The sequence below is a fragment of the Pantoea sp. y20 genome (assembly GCF_054903455.1).
In genome coordinates, this window is sequence record NZ_JBUBNJ010000002.1 from 446,114 (window position 1) to 464,835 (window position 18,722).

Sequence of the window (18,722 nt, forward strand, 5' to 3'; positions counted from 1 at the left end):
CCTCAACTTTAGACAAGGGCAGGCAAGCCTTTAAGTAACTTATCCAGCGTCACCGGATAGTCGCGTACGCGTACGCCGGTGGCGTTGTAAATGGCATTGACGATTGCCGCGCTGACGCCGCACAAACCCAGTTCACCTACGCCCTTTGCTTTCATCGGTGAGGAGATGGGATCGGTGTCATCAAGGAAAATCACCTCCTGCTGCGGGATATCGGCGTGAACCGGCACTTCGTAGCCCGCCATATCGTGGTTAACGAAATAACCGAGGCGTTCATCGACGAACAGCTCCTCCATCAACGCGCCGCCAAGGCCCATCGTCATGGCACCAATCACCTGACTGCGCGCCGTTTTGGGATTGAGAATGCGCCCGGCGGCACAAACCGCCAGCATGCGCCGCACGCGCACTTCACCGGTTGCGACGTCCACGCCGACTTCAATGAAGTGTCCGGCGAAAGTGGATTGCTGATATTGCTCGTCAAGATCGCCAAACTCGATGGTGTCTTCCACGGTGATGGTGGCTTCAGCGGCGGCCTGGGCGAGCGGCGCGCTCTGGTTTCCGTCATGCACCTGACCGTCGCTGAAGGTAGCGCGTTGCGCATCAAAGCCCAGTTTGCTGGCGACCGCTTCACGCAATTTCACGCAGGCAGCGTAAACGCCGGATGTTGAGGTGTTCGCGCCCCATTGGCCGCCGGAACCGGCAGAAACCGGGAAGTCTGAATCGCCTAAACGAACCGCCACACGCTCAATCGGCACGCCCATCATCTCCGCCGCCGTTTGCGCGAGGATGGTGTAGCTGCCGGTGCCGATGTCGGTCATGTCGGTTTCAACGGTGATGATGCCTTTATTGTCGAGATGCACACGCGCACCGGAAGGCGCCACCATGTTGTTACGGAAACCGGCCGCAACCCCCATGCCGACCAGCCAGCGTCCCTCTTTGACCATTGCCGGTTTGGCGTTGCGTCGTGACCAGCCAAAGCGCTCGGCGCCGGTATTCAGGCACTCAACCAGCTGGCGGCGTGAGAAAGGGCGCTCGGGTTTGGCCGGATCGACCTGCGTATCATTGAGGATGCGGAAGGCGATCGGATCAATGCCCACTTTTTCCGCTATTTCATCGATGGCAATTTCAAGCGCCATGAGTCCAGGCGCTTCACCCGGTGCGCGCATGGCGTTACCTTCGGGCAGATCCAGCGTCGCCAGTCGTAATCCGGTAAAGCGGTTAGCACCGGCGTACAGCAGTTCCGTTTGCTGCACGGCGGTTTCAGGTGTGCCTCCCGGCAGGTTCCCCGACCAGCTTTCATGCGCGATGGCCTGAATCTTGCTGGCTTTATCGGTGCCGATGCGGATGTGCTGAATGGTGGCCGGTCGATGTGTGGTGTTATTGGCGATTAATGGCCGAGGCAGCATCACTTTGACCGGACGCTTTACCGCGCGCGCACCCAACGCCGCTAATACCGCATCGCTGCGCAGGAACAGCTTGCCGCCAAAGCCGCCGCCAATATAAGGCGACACGATGCGGATCTTCTCCATCGGCATGTTGAGCGTGGCGGCCAGATCGGTGCGGCACCAGTCGATCATCTGATTCGAGGTCCAGACGGTGAGTTTATCGCCTTGCCATGTCGCCATCGAGGCGTGCGGTTCCATCGCGGTGTGGCTTTGGTCAGGCGTGGTGTAATGCGCATCCAGCTTGACGTCAGCGGCAGCAAACGCACCGGCGAAATCACCCACGGACTTATCTGGCGTATCTTCGGGCGCGGAGGTAACGCCCGGCTTTTGCTGCGCGAGATCATAAGCGCCGCGCTCACGCTGATAATCCACCTTCACTAAACTGGCCGCAGCACGCGCCTGCTCAAACGTCTCCGCCACGACCAGTGCGACGGCCTGGTGATAGTGTTCGATGGTGTCGCCCGCCAACAGGCGAGCGGTATTTTTATCGCCTTTGCCCAGTTTTCCCGCGTTGATAGCCGTCACCACCGCTAACACGCCCGGCGCATTTTGCGCTGCCTGCACATCAATGGCGGTGATTTTTCCTTTGGCGATTGGCGCGCCGACCACATAGCCGTACGCCGCATCGGGCGCTTCGTGATGCCATTCGTAGGCGTAATGCGCCAGGCCGGAGGTTTTCAGCGGTCCGTCGATGCGATTGAGTGGCTGACCAACTACCTTGAGCTGATCAATTGGGTTATTGCCTGCGGATTTTTCGAATTTCATCAGTTATCCCCTCGCTTCGGCCAATACGGAAGCGAGCGTTCGCTGCGCCAGAATGATCTTGAACTCGTTTTCAGCGGTAGGTTGCGCCGTGGCGAACAGCCGATCGCTCACCGCCTGCGCGCCCTGAATCACCGCCTTATCCGCCTCTTCCAACCGCCACGGCTGATGTGCTACGCCACCGAGCGCCACACGACCAGATTTATCCGGCTGAATGATGGCGGCAACAGAGACCAACGCAAAAGCGTAGGACGCGCGGTCGCGCACCTTGCGGTAAATGTGTGTGCCGCCCAGCGGAGCCGGCAGTGAAACGGCCACAATCAGCTCGCCAGGAGTGAGCACGGTTTCCAGATGCGGCGTATTGCCAGGCGCACGATAAAATTCAGCAATCGGGATTTTGCGCTCACGGCCATCCGGGCTGACCGTTTCCACTACCGCATCCAGCAAACGCATCGCCACTGCCATATCGCTCGGATGGGTGGCGATACAGGCCTGGCTGGTTCCGACCACCGCATGCTGGCGACTGAAGCCATCCAGCGCCGCGCAGCCGCTGCCGGGTAAGCGCTTGTTGCACGGTTGGTTGGTGTCATAGAAGTAGGGGCAACGCGTGCGCTGCAGCAGATTCCCTGCGGTGGTTGCCTGATTACGTAGCTGGCCGGAAGCGCCAGCCACTAACGCGCGCGACAGCACGCCATAATCGCGGCGAATACGCGCATCGGCCGCCAGATCGGTGTTACGCACCAACGCGCCGATGCGTAATCCGCCATCGGCTGTGGCCTCGATTTTGTCCAGCTCAAGCCCATTCACATCAATAAGATGCGCGGGCGTCTCAATCTCCAGCTTCATCAGATCGAGCAGATTGGTGCCGCCGGCGATGAATTTGGCATTGGTATGTTGCTGGGCGCTGGTAGCGGCTTCAGCCGGGGTTTTGACCCGCTGGTAAGTGAAGGCTTTCATGATTCCAGGCCCTCCGCGTACTCTTCAATCGCCGCAAGAATGTTGGAATAGGCACCGCAGCGACAAATATTGCCACTCATACGCTCACGGATTTCATCCGCAGTCACGTTGGGCGCGGAAACCAGATCGTGTGTGACGTGGCTGGGAATGCCCGCTTTGATCTCTTCCAGCACCGCCATCGATGAACATATTTGCCCAGGCGTGCAGTAGCCGCACTGGTAACCATCATGTTTGATGAACGCCGCCTGCAAGGGATGAAGCTCATCCGGATTTCCCAAACCTTCAATGGTGGTGATTTCTGCATCCTGCTGCATTACCGCTAAGGTCAGGCACGCGTTGATGCGACGTCCGTTGACCATCACCGTACAGGCACCACATTGGCCGTGATCGCAGCCTTTTTTGGTGCCGGTCAAATGCAGATGCTCACGCAATGCATCCAGCAGCGTGGTGCGGGTATCAACGTTTAATTGCTGCTGTATACCGTTGACTTTGAAGCTGATCGGCACCATTGACGGCACAGGTGTTGTTAAGTGTTGGCTGCTCATGCCAAACCTCCAGTAAAAGGGTTAAATGTTGGGGTACAACTTATTTTTGTATGGTTTTAGAAGGGTAAGCATAGTCGGCATCTGCGAAAGCATTATCCGTAATCACTAAATGGGTTTATGAGCGGGAGTAATAAAAGCAGGTTAGGGCGCTGAATGGCCCGAGAAAACGGCGCTTTTCCGGGGCCGCAGCGGCTATCTATTTCGCCAGGTTTTTGATGTTTTCGTCAATGCGCGCCTGGAGAAAGCGCAGCGTTTCCGCAGTGATTTGCTCTGGGAACATATCGGCCGCTTTGCGGGCAAAGCCAGTTGCAACCGAACAGTAATTATCGATGATATCGCCTGCCTGCGCTGGCGTGAGTTCAGTTTCCTGTTGCCCGAGCGCTAACAGGTGAGCGCGTTTAATCTCTCCGCAACCGGGGACCTTTCAGAGGGGCGAACAGCGCTTCCAGCTCGTTAACCCGACCGAGCACCATCGCCACTTTCACCAGGTTTTCAAAGCCGACGTTACGACCCGCTTCCAGATTAGAAACCGTATTTACGCCAATTCCCGCTCTGGCCGCGACATCCGCCTGCTTCATCCGCTCAACAGCTTGACGATTTCTTCGGGTTTGCTAAGAGTTAAATCCAGCATATTGTGGCTTAACGTCCAAAAATGACTTTAACACCCAATATTATGGAGTTAATCAACGCTTTCGGCGAGCTGTTGTTCCAGAAACCCAATAAACGCTCTTACCTTTGCATTCAGCGCCGAACGCTCGTTGACGCAGGCATAAATATTCATCGGTGAAGCCACAATGTCGCTTTTCTCACCTTGATCTAAGTGGAACAAAGGTATGAGTTGGCCACTCTCGAGCAACGGCTGAGCAATAAAACTCGCCAGCCGGGCAATTCCACCGCCGTTTTCGGCAATTTTCGCGATGATATCAATATCATCGCTGATGAATTCTGGGTTGAGCTTTGCATTCACCGGCTGGCCATTGACCATAAACGTCCACGGAAGAAAGCGTCCGTCGGTTGGATAGCGGAAAACCAAACAGGCGTGCTGGCTCAGATCTTCAGGCGTTTTAGGGATGCCCGCACGCGCCAGATAAGAGGGTGCCGCGCAGAAGATAAAGGGTAATGAGGCAATTTTGCGGGCGATCAATTGAACACTCAGTTGCGCCTCAATACGAATACTGACGTCAACGCCTTCCAGGCGGTGGTCAACATTGCGATCGGTACTGATCAGTTCGATATCAATATCGGGGTAAGTTTGTTTAAAGGCAGGCATCAGTGGGGCGAGAACGTGTCTGCCAAATGCCGCCGTGGTGGCGATGCAAAGCGAACCCTGCGGTTTGGTTTCAATCGCTGCGGCCTGCGAGGCAAGGTCAATATCATGGGGAATGTGTCGGACTTTTTCGAAATAGCGTTTACCGCTTTCGGTTAACGTCATGCTTCGGGTAGTGCGTGAAAGCAGCCGCACACCCAAATGTGTCTCCAGACGCGCAACACTTTGGCTTACCGCCGCTGGACTCATTCCTTTCGCCCGCGCGGCGGCGGCAATGCTGCCGTTCTCAACTACGCGAATAAAAGTGTTGATCAACCCCAGTAAATCCATAGATCCCTCAATGCGTGATTCGTTACTTTTACTTAATAATGATTAAAGCAGAAGCGTTCTACTCGCATCCTGATTCACTTGATAGGTTAGCGGCTGTTTTGCTTAAACTTACTGAAAAGGATCACGCTATGACAATAGCAACCGAGAAAAGTAGTGCTCGTCTACGCCTGCCAAAGCACGTTTCACCTTACATCTTCGCGCTGTATATGGCGACAATCATGGCGTTTCTGATGAGCCTGGTCATTACCTTCGCCGAATTTGGCATCGGGCCGCATTATATGGAAAATGTGATGAATGCATATCAAGTTGCGATGCCCGCAGCTTTTGTTTGCATACTGGTAGTGCGCCCGATTGTGGTTCGGTTGGTGGGATTAACGGTGCATGGTCATTGAGTCGTTTGATGCTCCCTCACATCAGTTTTATTGGGGGCTTCCAACTCTGCTCTGTAAAAAATCGATGAACGCTCGTACTTTTTCAGGTACATGGCGCGTGTTGGGGTAAAGCGCATAAATTCCTTGACGGGGAAAATGATGATCTGGCAGTAGTTGGATCAAATTCCCCAGGCGCAACTCTTCCTGCACAAGCCAGGCAGGTAAGAGGGCAACGCCAGCCCCTCCAAGAGCAAAAGCCAAGAGCGAAGCAGCGTTGTCAGCCATGATCATGGCAGGACTATGTACGTTGAAAACTACGCTCTCACCTTCGGGTGTTGAAACTTGCAAACCTGAGATGTCCAATATTCTGTAATAACATATGATTTAACTTTGGCTCTATTTTATTTTTATCCTCAAAATCAGTTATGCTGACCTGCATTGAAAATGAAAAAGGAATTATCCATTGCGTACCCGTGATTCTGCGCGTTTGCTTATTATGAACTCCCTCAATCAGGTCTTATTATTCAAGTTCAGGCATGAGAAGGATGCGCTGGCAGGTAAAGTATACTGGGCAACTCCCGTTGGAGGCGTGGAATCAGAAGAGACTTTTGAGCAGGCAGCCATTCGGGAACTTAGAGAAGAAACAGGCATTTATGTTAATGATGTAGGACAGGTGTTAACGGAGAGAACCTTTGAAATGACTCTGCCCAGCGGTGAGGTGGTTCTGGCACATGAGCGATTTAATTTTATTAAAATAGGCGATGAAGATATCAGTACCAGCGGATGGACTGAAAATGAAAAATCAGTCATCAATAGTTATCATTGGTGGGATCTTAATGAACTCCGAAATACAGACGACGTTGTTTATCCCTCAAATATTCCTGATATCTGCTCAATTGCCTCATCAATCTAAGTGCGCATAATCATGATTATGTTAAATGAGGTGTCTCATCACGCACTCTAGCCACGTCTAAACCCGATATCAACCGTCACCCTTTCAAGTGACGTTTTAGGTTAAACACCCGCGTTAAGGCGGCTGGTAATAATCTCAAGGCCAATCTGTTGGCCATATGAAAGTTCAAGCGTGTTGCCATCGGGATCGGCGAAGAATGCCCAATAACCGACGGGAGCGGCTGATTGTTGCGCTGGGCGGCGTAACACACCTTCGCATTCAGCCTGAGCAACCCTGGCATCAATCTCTTCTTTACTGTCACACGCAACGCCTATATGACCAAACGGACCCAGAGGCGTATCCACTGTGGTTTGAGATTGCACCAACACCAACGCAAATGGACGCGTTAAATCAGAAAGCCATGCGACTTTTTGCGCTTCTGCAATGCCTGGTGCCCGCTCATGGATCACCTGCATCCCTGCGTAACGTTGATAGAAATCGATGCTGCGTTCTATATCTCTCACTTGCAGCGCTATGTGGCTAAAACCAATATCGTGCTCTTTCATATTCCAATCCTGTAAAATAAGAAGAATTGGAATATGACATAAAATGTTAATGGCACTTGTTCACGAATGCCTAAAGATGAAGCTCATACACCACGCAAGGCACATCGTAGTGTTGCTCAATCGCTTTGTAGGTCATGCCCAGCCGCTGCATCACCTTTTGCGAAGCGTTATTTTCAGGATCGGCCACCGCGACCAAATATTTAACGCCAACTTTTTCTACCGCAAACTTAACTATCGCCTGCGCGGCTTCGGTGGCAAAACCTTTGCCGTGATAATTGGCATTGAGACGCCAGCCAATTTCCAATGGTGCACCATCCTGATTGGCTAAATGCTGCAGACAGCAAGCACCGACGATTTCGCCAGACTCTTTTTCCCGCATCGCCCACCAGGAAAAACCATATTGCTGCCAGCGCGATTGAACGCGTTCGATACTCGTCAGGGTCTCTTCTGGCGTTTTAACTATGCCATTGCTGATGTAACGCATAATTTCCGGATCGCTTTCCATCGCTCGCAGTCCGTCAAAATGCGCGAGCTCAAAGGGTTCCAGCCGCAGTCGGGTTGTTTCTAATTTCATTATTCCTCCACTTTATCAAGAGCCTACACCAGCGTCATCGCATACGGTGACGCTTCAGAAATATCCAGCTGCTGCTCCAGTTAACTATGTCGGCTATTTTCCTCAACAGCAAATGAAAGGCGCCAGGCTGATACACCACCCGCTACCTTTCCTGGCTGTGAATCGCTTTATGTTCTTATTTTCGTTGCACATTTTTTCCAGCGGCAGGCCCGATGCAAGGCTAACGCCCAGCGCGTCCATACGTTCACCCAGCGGTTATATCTCAACAACACTGACATGCCTTTAAATATGTAATCGTGAATTTGGGAAATTTCGTACAAACCTTCCTTCCCCAGTCCGATATTCATAGCGTCGGGATCGCGCTTTAATGCCGGCATAATAAAGATGGGGATAACTATGTTGTCATTGACGCTGATAGACAATAACAAATGGATTACTGAAGGGATTTCGCGTTATTTTTCCGGGAAATTTATTCATGTAAAAAATATAGATAGTGACGATATTGACTCAGCGCTGAGTAAGATCGCAGGAACGGATTTGCTCATCAGTGAATTAACCGCTTATGGCCGCGATGTGCAATTCTTTACCGAATTATTGCTGAAAGTCCAACGGACTTCGCCAGACACGCGGATTATCGTGCTAACCGATTTGCATGAGAAAGCGGTCATAAGCTATGTGGTCAGTTTGCTGCCAGGTGTTACTTTTCTCTCTAAAAAGTGCAGTCTGAAAGCGCTTTCTGATGCTGTATTAGGTTTACCGTTGGCTACAGAATTTGAGGCGGATGTTCGCCGCACCAAGCAAACCCTTTCAGCGCGGGAGTTCGGCTTATTGCGCATGCTGGGGCAAACCAGCAATCTCACCGATATTGGCTACAAACTGCATCTCAGTTGCAAAACCATCAGCCATCATCGGCAGAGTATTATTCGCAAGCTCAACTGCGCCAACAATAAAGAGTTATTCAGCCGGTTAAGCCGGATGGGATATCACAGCAAACAGGTTTGAACAAAGGGGCATGGCATCGAATATTGTGTGATTACGGTTGCATTTCCGTCAATGATTGCTGGTTAACTGCGCACGCCGAGGCGCAGAATGGAATATATAACCATATATGAATATATATTCAATGACGCAATCATCTGAGGAGAAGGTCAAATGAGTTCCTACACGTATCCGAAATTCGGTGCCGGATTGTGGCACTTCGCCAACTATATCGATCGCTACGCCGTAGATGGTTACGGGCCAGCGCTTAGTACCCTCGATCAGATTAAACTCGCTGGCAGCGTCGAGGACCTATCCTATGTTGATGTGCCCTATCCCTTCACCGAAGGCGTAACCGTAGCGCAGGTTAAACAAGCGCTCGCCGATGCCGGATTGAAAGCCATTGGCGTGACGCCAGAAATCTATCTGCGCCGCTTTTCACGCGGTGCTTTCACCAATCCCGACGCCGCCATTCGCCAACAGGCGTTTGATTTAATGCACGAAGCCGCCACCGTAGTGCGTGAGCTGGGGGCTAACTACGTGAAAGTCTGGCCGGGTCAGGATGGCTGGGATTATCCGTTCCAGGTCGATCATAAAAACCTGTGGAAGATGGCCGTAGAGGGTATGCGCGAACTGGCGAGCGCCAATCCAGACGTCAAATTTGCTATCGAGTACAAACCGCGTGAACCACGCGTGAAAATGACCTGGGATTCAGCTGCGCGTACGCTGCTTGGCATTGAGGATATTGGACTGGATAACGTTGGCGTGCTGCTCGATTTTGGTCATGCACTGTTTGCCGGTGAATCCCCAGCGGATTCCGCTCAGCTGATTATCGATCGTGGTCGGCTATTTGGTATGGACGTCAACGACAACCTGCGCGGCTGGGATGACGATTTGGTGGTCGGTACCGTGCACATGACCGAGATTTTTGAGTTCTTCTATGTACTGAAGATCAATAACTGGGACGGCGTGTGGCAGCTTGATCAATTCCCGTTCCGTGAAGATCATGTTGAAGCCGCCAATCTGTCGATTCGCTTCCTCAAACATATCTATCGCGCGCTGGATAAGCTGGATATCGCCGCGTTGCAGGAAGCGCAGCATGAGCAAAACCCGCTAAAAGCGCAGAGGATTATTCAGAATGCGTTGCTGACCAGCATAGAACAGTGATTTTACGTCGTGGGTCGTCATTTATGGCGACCTCAAATGCGAACGCCGTACTCGCATTTCACCCCGCCGCCAATGCTCATCCGCACTCTCGCGACCATCAATCAATCGGTTTAACGCTTCGGCGATCAGCAGATCAATACGTTGGCTAAAGGTGGTGAGTTGGCAGCCTGGCGCGCTGGCTTCTTCAATATCATCGAATCCCACCACCGCAATCCTTGGCCTGGTCGGGGCGGCGCGCATCGCTTCCATCGCGCCGAGCGCCAGCACATCGTTTTCACAGAACAGCGCATCAATTGCGGGCGCATCCGGTTGATGCAGATAATCGCTCATCGCTTGCCAGCTGCGTGCACGATCGTAGCTGCCGGCTTTAAGCAGCACATCAATTTGACAGCCTGCTTGTTGCAGCGTCGCTTCAAATCCCTCTTTGCGCAGCAGATGTGACGTTGGTGTATCCGGACCTTGCATAAAACCAAACCGTTGCGCGCCCTGCGCCAGCAACAGCTCGGCGATCTGCTTGCCGGCGGCATAACCATCAATCGCCACCACATCGATGCCCTGCGCATGCGTATTGCGGCACAGCTGCACCAGCGGAATGTTGTACATATCCTCCACCAGCGTAATCAGCTGCGCCGATAACACCGTACCGAGAAACAAAATGCCGTCGATCTGCAATTGATCCGCCTGCGTCATTACCGATCGATACGGCTCGCCGTCGGTGATGTTGAGGATCATCGCCATATAGCCGCGACGTTGTAGCTGCTGCGTAGCTTCATTGAGAATCATCAGCGTATGCGGATTTTTCAGCTCGTCGATTACTACGCCAATAATATGCGTTTTCTTCTTTACCAGACTACGCGCCAGCAAATTTGGCCGATATCCCAGCTCTTTAGCGATGCGCATCACCTTCTCGCGCGCCTTCTCAGAGATTGAAGCGCCGGGCATAAACGCGCGCGATACCGTCCATTTCGATACGCCGGCAAGAAGCGCCACATCGCTGGCCGTGGCTTTTTTCACTGTTCTCGTCATCGCCTCCCTTCCGCAAATTAGCTGGCAAAAAGTGAGCATAAAGCGATTCCTCAGGTAAACAAGAGGCGACTTTGAAAAACTTTGCACCCGGTTGCATTTTTGTAATGCACTCGGGTGCAAATCGTGATGATTTTGTGATCGTGGTGATGAAATCGCTTTTTGCTGCGTTGACTAATTTTCAACCGTGCCAGAAAGTGAATGCAGCACATCGCGTTGTCCGTCTGAACATGATGTCAATCAGCGGGACTCATCCCGTTGATTTTGCACCCGGATGCAAAATAATTGAAACCTCCCCTACAGAGATAAAAAAATGAAATTATTCAAAGTACTAATGCTTATCTGCGGTTTGCTCAGTGTGTTCACTGCCCAGGCGAAAACCTACATGGTTGGCGTCGCTCTGGCTAATCTCGATCTCAATTTTGTTTCCATCTTACGAAGCCAGATGGAAAAGCAGCTTAAAGACAAAGGGCTTAACAGCCAGTTTGCCGATGCTAAAGGCGATGTATCTCTGCAAATCCAGCAGGTGGATGATTTCATCAATCAGGGCGCAGACGCGATCATCATCAACCCGGTTGATACGCAAGGCGTAATGCCGGTGATCGCCGCCGCGCAAAAAGCCAATATCCCGCTGATCTTCGTGAACCGTAAACCCGAAGTGAAACTGACCGGCAAAATGGCTTACGTCGGTTCAGATTCGGCGTTAAGCGGCAAGATGGAGATCGAAGCCTTAGCCAAACGTCTGGATAACAAAGGAAATATCGCCATTCTGATGGGCGCCCTCTCCACCGAAGAAGCACGTCAGCGCACCAAAGCGGTTGAAGATTATGTGAAGGATCATCCCGGCCTGAAAGTGATCCAGAAACAGAGCGCCAACTGGCAGCGCAACGAAGCGGTCGATAAAACCCTGTCATGGTTGCAGGATGGTAATGACATCAATGCCATTATTGCGAACAACGATGAAATGGCGATCGGGGCGATTATGGCGCTCGATCAGTTGAAGAAAAGCAATGTGTTAGTCGCCGGCATCGACGGTACGCCGGATGGTTTGCAATTTATTAAGAACGGCAAAATGGCGGTGACGATCTTCCAGGATGCGAAAGGCCAGGCGACCGGTGCAGTCGATGTGGCTTACGACATGCTGAGCGGCAAAAAGACCGAAGCCTACAACTGGGTGCCATACCAGACGGTGACCACAGAAAATTATCAGGAATTCACCAGTAAAAATCAGAAGTAACGCCGCTCTTGTTGGGTCGCCGATCATTCATGGCGACCTGCTTATGACCATTGCCTTTAAAGCAACGCTAAGTGCGAATTTTGTTGCTTCCATTGCACTATTAACCCGCTATGTTGGGGTTAAAAAATGGAGGTCAACATGCTCAAACCGTCTTCGCCCTGGTGGTGGGATCTCTCAACCCGGGAATTCAGTGAACTTGATATGGCGAATATCGTCGCCGTGCTGCCGATTGGCGCAGTTGAACAACATGGCCCGCATCTGCCGGTGCGTGTGGATGCGGCGATCAACGCCGGCATTATTCAACGCGCGGTGGAATTATTGCCCGACGATCTTCCTTTGCTGGTGCTGCCCGCGCTGCCGATGGGTAAATCGGATGAACATCTTGCCTATCCCGGCACCCTTTCGCTGCCGTATGACGTGTTAGGCAAAGTGTGGTTCGAAGTCGCAAAAAGCGCCTGGCGCGCCGGAATTCGCAAGCTGATTTTCTGGAACTCGCACGGCGGACAGCCGCAGCTGATGGAGATCGTCTGTCGCCAGCTGCGCATCGAACTGGGCATGTTTGCCGTCAGCGCCAGCTGGTTCCGTACCATTGATGCATCGGATCTCTACAGCGCGCATGAACTTAATCACGGCATTCACGGCGGTGAATCAGAAACCAGCATGATGCTGCATTTGCACCCTGAACTGGTGCAGATGCAGCACGCCGCTCATTTCGTTTCCACTTCGGTGGCGCTTGAAGCGACCGGCGGTATTTTAACGCCGGAAGGCGGCATTGGTTTTGGCTGGATGGCGCAGGATCTGCATCTGTCTGGTGCTACCGGCAACGCCGCAGCGGCGGATGCTGAGCGCGGTGCGATTGCCACCGATCGTGCTGCACATGCGCTGCTGAAGCTGGCACGCGAAGTGAACGATTTCGATATTCATTTCCTGACCGATCGCACCGCAGTCTCGTAGGGTCGCCATGTAAGGTGACCAAGTGCGCATTAATGCGCACCCTACGATTAACGCAATTCCGACATCATCCCTTTAATGGTTTCGGCGAACACGCTACCAATCGCGCTGGTACCGCGATCGTGGCCGATCAACATCAGCGTTTGCGTGTGCTGCGCCAGTTCGCGCACCGGAATATAGATTAACCGGCCGCTGCGTTGGTCAGATTCAATGTCAATCGGCGTGAGAAACGTGAGAGTTTGATCCATCATCGCCGACTGGCGCATTACCTCGATCGAATTGGTTTCAATAACCGGCTGCATATTGATCGAGGCGCGCGCGAACACTTCATTCAGGTACGGCCGAATCACCATCGATTTGTCGGCAATCACCACCGGATAAGGCAAGCAATCACTCAAACGCAAACTGGATTTCTCCGCCAGCGGGTGCCCCGCGCCCACCACCGCGCCCAATCGCACCGGCACGCTGGCAATATTGCGATGCACCGGCTGCAAGTCGAAATCAAATCCAATCCCCAAATCGGCCTCGCCACTTGCCACCGCGTTAGTGATGTTCTCGCCGGTGGTGAGTTGTTGCAGCAGCAATTTCACCCGCGGATTGGCGCGGCGAAACTCCGCTGCCACGCGCGGAATCAGGTTTGCTGCTAATCCGCTCATCATTGCTACCGTCACTTCGCCGCGCCGCAGTCCTTTCAGCTCTTCGATTTTCATCTGCGCGATTTCAATCTCTTTAAAGCTCTGACGCACATGATGAATCAGCGCTTCACCGGCGGCGGTAAGGATCATTTTGCGCGGCAAACGCTGAAACAGCGGCGTGCCAAGCTCCTCTTCAAGCGCAATCAGCTGGCGGTTAATCGCCGACGCGGAGATGTGTAGCCGTTCAGCCGCTTTGCGAATTGAACCGCTGCGCGCCACCTGATCGATATACACAAACAAACGATGTTGCAGCATATTCCCCCTGCGTTGCCTTTTAGGCATCGGTAAGTACTAAAAATGATGCTTTTAAGATAATGCTCTTCCGGTGATTAATACATCAAAACCACACCAGGAGAACACATGATGGCAGACGTATCCCGCAGAAAGTTTGCGAAGTTAGTGGCTGGCGCACTGTTGTTACCCGCGCTGGCACCGATGTTGTCGCGCAAAGCGATGGCGGCGAATAACACCATAAAAATCGCCCTGCTGTTGCCCGGCTCGGTTGCCGATGGCGGCTGGAGTTCGCTGGCGTATGCCGGATTGCAGAGCCTGCAAAAAGCCGGTTTCAGCGTGGCGCACAGCGAAAGCGTGTCGCAGGCGCAGATGTATCAAACCATACGTGGCTACGCCGATGACGGTTACACGCTGATCATTGGCCACAGCTTTGAATACGGCTCGGCGTTTGCCGAAATCGCGCCGGAATATCCTGATACCTACTTCTTCGCGTCCACCTTCAAGCCAGGCGAAAAATCACCGGACAACGTGGAATACGTCAACCTCGCCTATCTGCAAGGCGCCTATGCCGCCGGTGCGCTGGCGGCGCTGATCTCCGCAAAAGGCAAAGCGGTTGGTTTTGTGGGCGGCGGCGATAATCCCACGCAGCAGGCAATGATGCGCGCCTTTATTCAGGCCGCTGAGAAAACCCGTCCGGGCATCAAAGGCATGGGCGTGGTGACCGGCGATTACGACAACGCCGCCAAAGGCCGTGAAGCTGCCACCACCATGATTGGTAACGGCGCGGATGTGATTTGGCATGCCGCAGACGTCACCGGCCTCGGCGCGATGCAAGGCGCGGCAGCGGCGAAAGTCAAAGCTATCGGCTGCTATGTCGATCAGCGTGATGTCGCGCCCGATTATGTTGCCTGCAGCTTCCGCCAGAACCTCGACTGGATGGTGGAACAGGTTGGCGAGTCGGTGGCGAATAAAACCTTCAAAGGCGGCGACGAATGGCACCCCACCGTTGGCAAAGCCTGGTCGGTGGTCAATGGCAGCGAACACTACAACGCCAAACTGGTGAGTGCCAGCGCATGGGCGCGCTTCCAGCAGATCTGGCAGCAGCTTGATAGCGGCGCGCTGAAGCCAGTGGTTTAACCATCATGACAGCAATAGCAAATATCCGCGTCGCGCTGAAAAACATCACCAAACGCTTTGCGCGCGTGGTGGCCAATGATGACGTGTCGCTCAGCATTAAAGCCGGCGAAATCCACGCGCTGCTAGGGGAAAACGGCGCGGGAAAAAGCACGCTGATGCAAATCCTTTACGGCCTGTATCAGGCCGATGAAGGCAGCATTGAGGTGGATGGCCAGGCGCAGCGTTTTCGCGATCCCAGCGATGCTATCGCCTGCGGCATTGGCATGGTGCATCAGGAATTTATGCTGGTACAGCCGATGAGCGTGGTGGAAAACGTGGTGCTGGGATTGAAAGAAGGCGCTAGCGGCGTACTTAATCTGCGCGCGGCGGCGGCGCGTTTGCAGGCGCTGTCGGATAAACACGGGCTGGCGATCGATCCCTGGGCGAAAGTGCAGCATTTGCCGATTGGCGTGCAGCAGCGTGTGGAGATCCTCAAGCTGTTATACCGTGATGCGCAGGTGCTGATTCTCGACGAACCGACGGCGGTGCTGACGCCGCAGGAGAAAGCCGGCCTATTCGCTACCCTGAAATCACTGTGCGCAGAAGGCCGTTCGGTAGTGATTGTCACTCACAAACTGTATGAAATCATGGCGATTGCCCATCACGTTTCGGTGATGCGCGGCGGCAAAATGGTGGATTCAGTGGATATTAAAGACACTTCGGAGCGCGATCTGGCACGCCGCATGGTTGGGCGCGATGTGGTGCTGCGCGTCGAAAAAACGCCGTGCCAGCCGGGCAAAACCGTGTTGCAGGTGGATAGCATTGCGGTGCGTGATGCCAGCGGCCAGCAGAAAATCTGGCGCGTGTCGCTCAACGTCGCCGCTGGCGAAATCCTCGGCATTGCCGGTGTGGAAGGCAACGGTCAATCGGAGCTGGCGGAAGCGCTCCTTAACCTGCGTGAACTGGAAGCAGGCCGCATTCTGCTGAATGGCGAAGACATCAGCGACGATTCCCCCGCTACGCGCCGCCATAAAGGCATCAGTTTTATTCCGGCAGATCGGCGTGGCGTCGGTTCGGTGACCGATTTATCGATTACTGATAACGCCATGCTTGGCCGCCAGCGCACCTTTACCCGCGCGGGCGGCTGGCTGCTGGATCGCCAGCGCATTAGTCAGCATGCGCGCGACATCATCGCCCGCTTTGCGGTACGCACGCCGGATGCCGATTTCGAAGCCGGAAAACTCTCCGGCGGTAACCTGCAAAAGTTGATTCTCGGGCGCGAAGTCGCCAGCAATCCCTGCTTATTAGTGGTTGAACAGCCTACGCGCGGGCTGGATGTCGGCGCGATCGAGAGCGTGTGGCAAGGTTTGATGGCGGCGCGCGATCGCGGATGCGCCATTCTGATGATCTCCGCCGAGCTGGAGGAGATCATCAATCTCTCCGATCGCATCGCGGTGATGTACAGCGGCCAGATTGCCGGAGAAATGGACGCCGCCGACGCCACGCCAGAACGCCTCGGCGAACTGATGGCGGGCGCGCACCTGAAAAAAACCGGAGGCAACCATGAAGAAGCTGCTTGAGCGACGTCTGGCGCCCGCCGAATCCAGCGGCGCGCTGGTGTTAACCAGTTTTTGCGGCATCCTTGCCGCTTTCATCATTGCCGGCTTGCTGTTTATCCCGTTTGGCGGCAGTCCGCTCTCGGCTTATGGCTTCCTGTTTGATGCCGCTTTTGGCTCGCTGCGCAGCTTCGGTCTCAGCCTGGTGCAATCCACGCCGCTGATGCTGATCGCGCTGGCAACCATCGTGGTGTGGCGCGCCGGGCTCGGTTATATCGGCTTTGAAGGCTGTTTTCTGCTAGGTGCCACGGCGGCCAGCTGGATCGCGCTGTCGGGTACGCCGCAGGGCTTTCCGTGGGCGATTCCCGCACTGCTCTACTGGCCGATGGTGCTGATTGCCGCCTTCCTTGCGGGCGCGCTTTGGGCCGGTTGGGTTGGCGCGTTACGGGTAAAATTTGGCGGCAACGATGTGCTGATTTCGCTGATGGCCAACTATGTGGCGCTGTTCATGGTGCAGTATCTGGTTTCCGGCCCAATGCGCGCGCCGGGCGATCTGCCGCAGACGCCACGTTTGCCGGTGGAGAGCTGGCTGCCGTTTGTGATGAACGGCATGCGCGCACATTGGGGCATCGCCATCGCGCTAGTCGCCACGCTGTTTGTCTTCTGGCTGATGCGTGCCACGCCCGCCGGTTTCGAAATCAAAATTGCCGGGCTGAATCCGCGCGCGGCGCGCTACAGCGGCGTGGATGTCAATCGCCGCCAAATGGGCGCGGTGCTGCTCGGCGGCGGATTGGCTGCACTGGCGGGATTGTGCGCGGTATTAGGCGTGCAACATCGCCTGATGGAAGGCATTTCCGGCGGCGTCGGCTTTATCGGCGTGGTGGTGGCTTTGCTGGCACGCCTCAATCCGCTGCTGGTGATCCCGACCGCCATTCTCTACGGCGGGCTGGAAGTGGGCGGCAGCGCCATGCAGCGCCAAACCGGCTTGCCCACTTCGGTAGTGTTGATTCTGCAAAGTCTGGTGGTGTTACTGATTCTGGCGGGCGATCTGCTGCGCTATTACCGCATCAACCTGCCCGGCGGGCGTAAGTCGCGCAGCCAGCTGGCGGAGGAACACTCATGAATCTGTGGATGAATCTCGATACCGCCTTTTTCGTCAGCTGGCTAGCCGCCGCAGTGCGCCTTGCCGGTCCGGTGTTACTGGCGGCGCTCGGTGAAATCTATGCCGAACGCTCCGGCGTACTGAATATCGGTATTGAAGGCACTATTCTGCTCGGCGCGCTTTCCAGCTACATGACGGCGGTTGAGAGCGGATCGACCGCGCTGGGCTTCATCGCCGGGGGCGTCGGCGGACTGCTGGTTGGCTGCGTGCTGGCGGCGCTCTACCTGCGCGCCCATGCCAGCCAGATTGTGGTGGGCATCGTCTTCAATATATTGGCAGCGGGATTAGCCACCTGGATTTACGCGCTGGTAATGGGCAATGCATCCTCTCCCACCATCCCAATGCTCGAACCCTGGCATGTGCCGCTGCTCTCTTCGCTGCCGTTTATTGGCCCGATCCTGTTCCAGCAGCCGCTGCCGCTCTATCTCACTTTGCTGCTGGCGGTGCTGGCGCACTTGGGTCTGTTTCATACCCGCTTTGGCCTGTCACTGCGCGCGGTGGGCGAAAACCCGCGTGCGGCGCATGCCGCCGGGCTCAACGTGTTGAAGATTCGCACATGGGGCGTGCTGTCCTCCTGCGTGGGCGCTGGATTGGCGGGCAGCTATCTGGTCACCGCGCAGATCGGCCTGTTCCGCGACAACATCGTCAGCGGGCAAGGTTTTATCGCGCTGGCGATTGTCATCTTTGGTCGCTGGAGCCCGCTTAAAGCGCTGGTCGCCGCTTTTATCTTTGGCGCTGCAGATGCCCTGCAACTCTCGCTACAGCTGTTTGAAAACACGCTGCCGCCTCAGGTGCTGCTGGCGCTGCCTTACTTGCTCACCATTCTGGCGATGTCCGGCGTGGTGGGACGCACATTGCAACCCGGCGCATTAACGCAGCCTTATCGAAAGGAATAAC

General features: G+C 54.5%; 19 protein-coding genes and 2 pseudogenes. 11 read left to right on the forward strand and 10 right to left on the reverse strand.

Going from position 1 to position 18,722, the window contains the following annotated elements; translation table 11 throughout:
- Positions 1–8: 8 nt before the first annotated feature.
- The 5 genes and pseudogenes from paoC to ACYAC5_RS21900 all read right to left on the reverse strand — a co-directional run bounded on the left by paoC (position 9) and on the right by ACYAC5_RS21900 (position 5,303).
- Positions 9–2,207, reverse strand: a complete 2,199-nt coding sequence (paoC, locus tag ACYAC5_RS21880) for an aldehyde oxidoreductase molybdenum-binding subunit PaoC (protein WP_462063042.1) — start codon at positions 2,205–2,207, stop codon at positions 9–11.
- A gap of 3 nt (positions 2,208–2,210) precedes the next feature.
- Positions 2,211–3,161, reverse strand: a complete 951-nt coding sequence (locus tag ACYAC5_RS21885; RefSeq protein WP_309837600.1) for an FAD binding domain-containing protein — start codon at positions 3,159–3,161, stop codon at positions 2,211–2,213.
- Entirely contained in the window at positions 3,158–3,706 is a 549-nt protein-coding gene (gene paoA / locus ACYAC5_RS21890; protein ID WP_110866898.1) for an aldehyde dehydrogenase iron-sulfur subunit PaoA, read from the reverse strand. Before paoA ends, ACYAC5_RS21885 begins: the two co-directional genes overlap by 4 nt.
- 428 nt (positions 3,707–4,134) lie before the next feature.
- A pseudogene (locus ACYAC5_RS21895) lies at positions 4,135–4,337 on the reverse strand (helix-turn-helix domain-containing protein); the annotation flags it as partial.
- Between the two features lie 48 nt (positions 4,338–4,385).
- Positions 4,386–5,303, reverse strand: a complete 918-nt coding sequence (locus ACYAC5_RS21900) for a LysR family transcriptional regulator (RefSeq protein WP_192412985.1) — start codon at positions 5,301–5,303, stop codon at positions 4,386–4,388.
- 128 nt (positions 5,304–5,431) lie between these two features.
- On the opposite strand from ACYAC5_RS21900, the gene ACYAC5_RS21905 reads away from it, so the two are divergent.
- Positions 5,432–5,695: a DUF2798 domain-containing protein gene (locus tag ACYAC5_RS21905; protein ID WP_192412983.1), complete on the forward strand. Its 264-nt coding sequence runs from the start codon at positions 5,432–5,434 to the stop codon at positions 5,693–5,695.
- Positions 5,696–5,722: 27 nt separating this feature from the next.
- Here ACYAC5_RS21905 and ACYAC5_RS21910 read toward each other — a convergent pair.
- Positions 5,723–6,055 (reverse strand): annotated as a pseudogene (locus ACYAC5_RS21910) (LysR substrate-binding domain-containing protein); the annotation flags it as partial.
- A gap of 82 nt (positions 6,056–6,137) precedes the next feature.
- On the opposite strand from ACYAC5_RS21910, the gene ACYAC5_RS21915 reads away from it, so the two are divergent.
- The gene (locus tag ACYAC5_RS21915; protein ID WP_192412981.1) at positions 6,138–6,587 is read left to right on the forward strand and encodes an NUDIX hydrolase; all 450 of its coding nucleotides are present in this window, start codon (positions 6,138–6,140) and stop codon (positions 6,585–6,587) included.
- A 101-nt stretch (positions 6,588–6,688) separates the two neighbouring features.
- Here ACYAC5_RS21915 and ACYAC5_RS21920 read toward each other — a convergent pair whose 3' ends face one another.
- Positions 6,689–7,132 carry a VOC family protein gene (locus ACYAC5_RS21920; RefSeq protein WP_101761492.1) on the reverse strand — a complete coding sequence of 148 codons (444 nt, stop codon included), beginning with the start codon at positions 7,130–7,132 and terminating at the stop codon, positions 6,689–6,691.
- 70 nt (positions 7,133–7,202) lie between these two features.
- Positions 7,203–7,706: a GNAT family N-acetyltransferase gene (locus tag ACYAC5_RS21925; protein WP_192412979.1), complete on the reverse strand. Its 504-nt coding sequence runs from the start codon at positions 7,704–7,706 to the stop codon at positions 7,203–7,205.
- A 396-nt stretch (positions 7,707–8,102) separates the two neighbouring features.
- Between ACYAC5_RS21925 and ACYAC5_RS21930 the strand changes: the two genes are divergently transcribed.
- Positions 8,103–8,708: a helix-turn-helix transcriptional regulator gene (locus ACYAC5_RS21930; RefSeq protein ID WP_192412977.1), complete on the forward strand. Its 606-nt coding sequence runs from the start codon at positions 8,103–8,105 to the stop codon at positions 8,706–8,708.
- Positions 8,709–8,858: 150 nt separating this feature from the next.
- Positions 8,859–9,851, forward strand: coding sequence for a sugar phosphate isomerase/epimerase family protein (locus ACYAC5_RS21935; RefSeq protein WP_222233945.1), 993 nt, complete (start codon positions 8,859–8,861; stop codon positions 9,849–9,851).
- Positions 9,852–9,872: 21 nt separating this feature from the next.
- Here ACYAC5_RS21935 and ACYAC5_RS21940 read toward each other — a convergent pair whose 3' ends face one another.
- Positions 9,873–10,877, reverse strand: a complete 1,005-nt coding sequence (locus ACYAC5_RS21940; RefSeq protein WP_137387400.1) for a LacI family DNA-binding transcriptional regulator — start codon at positions 10,875–10,877, stop codon at positions 9,873–9,875.
- Positions 10,878–10,948: 71 nt separating this feature from the next.
- On the opposite strand from ACYAC5_RS21940, the gene ACYAC5_RS21945 reads away from it, so the two are divergent.
- From ACYAC5_RS21945 to ACYAC5_RS21955, 3 genes are all read left to right on the forward strand, one after another.
- On the forward strand, positions 10,949–11,191 hold the full coding sequence (locus ACYAC5_RS21945; RefSeq protein WP_462063044.1) for a hypothetical protein: 243 nt from the start codon (positions 10,949–10,951) through the stop codon (positions 11,189–11,191).
- The gene (locus ACYAC5_RS21950) at positions 11,188–12,111 is read left to right on the forward strand and encodes a substrate-binding domain-containing protein (protein ID WP_280173116.1); all 924 of its coding nucleotides are present in this window, start codon (positions 11,188–11,190) and stop codon (positions 12,109–12,111) included. Before ACYAC5_RS21945 ends, ACYAC5_RS21950 begins: the two co-directional genes overlap by 4 nt.
- A gap of 138 nt (positions 12,112–12,249) precedes the next feature.
- Complete coding sequence (locus ACYAC5_RS21955; RefSeq protein ID WP_462063045.1) at positions 12,250–13,065, forward strand: creatininase family protein; 816 nt, start codon at positions 12,250–12,252, stop codon at positions 13,063–13,065.
- Positions 13,066–13,112: 47 nt separating this feature from the next.
- Here the strand turns inward: ACYAC5_RS21955 and ACYAC5_RS21960 are convergent, their stop codons facing one another.
- Positions 13,113–14,012 carry a LysR family transcriptional regulator gene (locus ACYAC5_RS21960; RefSeq protein ID WP_101761485.1) on the reverse strand — a complete coding sequence of 300 codons (900 nt, stop codon included), beginning with the start codon at positions 14,010–14,012 and terminating at the stop codon, positions 13,113–13,115.
- Positions 14,013–14,117: 105 nt separating this feature from the next.
- Between ACYAC5_RS21960 and ACYAC5_RS21965 the strand changes: the two genes are divergently transcribed.
- The 4 genes from ACYAC5_RS21965 to ACYAC5_RS21980 are packed head-to-tail and all read left to right on the forward strand — an operon-like array spanning position 14,118 to position 18,721.
- The gene (locus tag ACYAC5_RS21965) at positions 14,118–15,128 is read left to right on the forward strand and encodes a BMP family protein (protein WP_312462633.1); all 1,011 of its coding nucleotides are present in this window, start codon (positions 14,118–14,120) and stop codon (positions 15,126–15,128) included.
- A 5-nt stretch (positions 15,129–15,133) separates the two neighbouring features.
- Complete coding sequence (locus ACYAC5_RS21970; RefSeq protein ID WP_462063047.1) at positions 15,134–16,687, forward strand: ABC transporter ATP-binding protein; 1,554 nt, start codon at positions 15,134–15,136, stop codon at positions 16,685–16,687.
- Entirely contained in the window at positions 16,671–17,786 is a 1,116-nt protein-coding gene (locus ACYAC5_RS21975; protein WP_462063049.1) for an ABC transporter permease, read from the forward strand. The genes ACYAC5_RS21970 and ACYAC5_RS21975 overlap by 17 nt, the downstream gene beginning before the upstream one ends.
- A complete protein-coding gene (locus ACYAC5_RS21980) occupies positions 17,783–18,721 on the forward strand; it encodes an ABC transporter permease (protein WP_462063051.1) in 939 nt (312 codons plus the stop codon). Before ACYAC5_RS21975 ends, ACYAC5_RS21980 begins: the two co-directional genes overlap by 4 nt.
- Position 18,722 lies beyond the last annotated feature (1 nt).